General features: G+C 40.1%; 3 protein-coding genes. All 3 read right to left on the bottom strand.

The window, feature by feature from the left end:
- Positions 1 to 224: 224 nt before the first annotated feature.
- Complete coding sequence (locus tag B1R93_RS12860; RefSeq protein ID WP_088104345.1) at positions 225 to 995, bottom strand: YhfM domain-containing protein; 771 nt, start codon at positions 993 to 995, stop codon at positions 225 to 227.
- Positions 992 to 1,396, bottom strand: a complete 405-nt coding sequence (locus B1R93_RS12865; protein WP_088104346.1) for a hypothetical protein — start codon at positions 1,394 to 1,396, stop codon at positions 992 to 994. Before B1R93_RS12865 ends, B1R93_RS12860 begins: the two co-directional genes overlap by 4 nt.
- Before the next feature lie 177 nt (positions 1,397 to 1,573).
- On the bottom strand, positions 1,574 to 2,140 hold a 567-nt coding region (locus tag B1R93_RS12870), incomplete at its 5' end, for a DUF6612 family protein (protein ID WP_207634156.1).

Consider the following 2,140-nt stretch of genomic DNA (forward strand, 5'->3'; position numbering starts at 1 on the left):
CGTAACGTATCGACCAGTGGTGGAGGATGAGCCCGTTGTAGAACCGGATCTGATTGAGGAAGAACCTGCTCCTGCAGTAGAGGAAGAGACACAAATAATTGAACAGCAAGAGACTGTGGGCGAAGGGATGGAGCCCGAACCGGCTTTGATTGAGTAAAAAGTAGACCAACACCCTACCTGAGGTGTTGGTCTACTTTACCTATTTGATTGATTGCTGTGATAAACTATTTTACCTCAACAACCGTCGATACAGGAATTTCACTCCCTGTCTCTAGCATTTTTTCCGAGTTAGTAGAAAAGTCAGCAATCGCTTCGAATTTATATTTGCCTGGCTTTAGATTTAAGGTATCTGTCTTTAATTGTTCTACATGTGGTTCATCTTTCACTAATGTTGTTGTTCGTAATGGCTCCTCCATTCCAATCGTTGTTTCATAGTCACCATCTAACTGAGTAATTCCGAAATAAAAGATCCAGGTAGCATGGTAAATATCAATACTTTCCTCCTCACCTCTATATGTGAGCGTTGCATACACGTTAAGCTCTTGATCTTGCTCAGCAAAAATACGAACCTCAAAGTCTCCTTGTTTCTTTGTTTCCGTTGAATTAGAAGAGGATTCATCTGGCTGATGAAGGGTGATGATTTCATACACCCGTTTGGCTGATTTTGAAGAAAGCGAATAAATCGTATGCGTATCCTCAACATTCATAATCGTACCTGAGTCTTCACCTATCCATAGAAAATAAGTGTTTTTGTCAAGCTCTAGCCGGTATTGTGGCTCTGCCATATTGACGATACCGGGTTGTTTCTTTGCTCCTTTAAAGGCTTGTCGGATCACCCTGATTTCAGCTGAATCTGTCAATTCCCATTTGGAATCCTCCTTTACCTCAGTGAAATCCTTCATCTGATAAATTGTTATTTTTTCAATTTTTTCGGACATGCATCCACTAGCGATTAGCACAACTACACCTAGCATCAACAACAAATGTAGTCTCATGATCTCACTCCTCTCCAATAAAGATAACCTATCAAGAACACAGCCAACACAGCTTCTACTGCTAGTAAATATAATGGCAAGGGGTAATAAGGTTCAAAGTGAAGCTGCATATGGATGCGGTGAAAGGAGGGACTGATCCCTAGAATCGAGATTAAATCCGGAAGCATCCCTAAAAAAGCAGCGATGACGATAAACACATCTTTCATTTTCCAACCAAGATAGAAAACAAATAGAATAATCGGAATTCCAATAAGTACATTCTTGGTCATGTTCAAGTCATAATGATGAACGCGATCTAATCCAAAATGGGACGCGAATGCAAGAGGTAGACTGATTAACTTATTCCGATGTGTGAGCCCATAAACGGTGGCACCAGCGAGCATATGAGTCGCAGCAAGCATCGATTGTCTCCTTTTCGAAGCCTTTTTTCGCTTCTATATTTTATGTGAGACGGACGTAAGCTTCCCGTAAACATCATCCAATCATGTTCCATCTCTTCTATATAACGTTACGAAAGACAGAAAGGTTTCTAAAAAAAAAGGAGCCGCCCTTCACTTGGCAGCTCCTCTATCATGTAATTAACTCGCTTGCTCGAACTCTGCTTCAAATTCTGCAAGAGCTTCTTCCATCGAAATGGCTTCATCGATAATGTCCTGTGGAATTACAATTTCCTCAAGCTCATTATGGTTTGAATAAGAAAATTCTCCTTTTTGGCTAATTTCAACTGTTTCACCTTCAACTGTAATGCTCATCACTGAGTCCAGGCTTTCAGCAACCGGGAAGAGTGTTTCTTTGTCCAAAACAGAAACGATTTCCATTTTCTTTACATCAATATTTGATTCACCAAACAGGTCTTCCCCTTCTAATCCAAGTCCAGGCATACCTAACATCTCACTTAATAAATCTTGGAAGCCATCTCCTGAAATTGACATATGAAGCTCATACGTGTCATCGTTTTCTAACACAACGACGCTTTCATAATACTTTGTCATCAGCTCAAACTGTGCTGTTGGGTCAAGTTGTTGATTGGATAAGCCTACTATCTCTTCATACATTTCATCATCATACTTAATCCATTTTCCTAAAGACGAATCAAACACGAAGAATCCATCCTTTGTTAAATATGTCTCTGTCGTCATTCCTTC

Source organism: Halalkalibacter urbisdiaboli, assembly GCF_002156385.1.
Classification (GTDB): Bacteria; Bacillota; Bacilli; order Bacillales; family Bacillaceae_D; genus Halalkalibacter_A; species Halalkalibacter_A urbisdiaboli.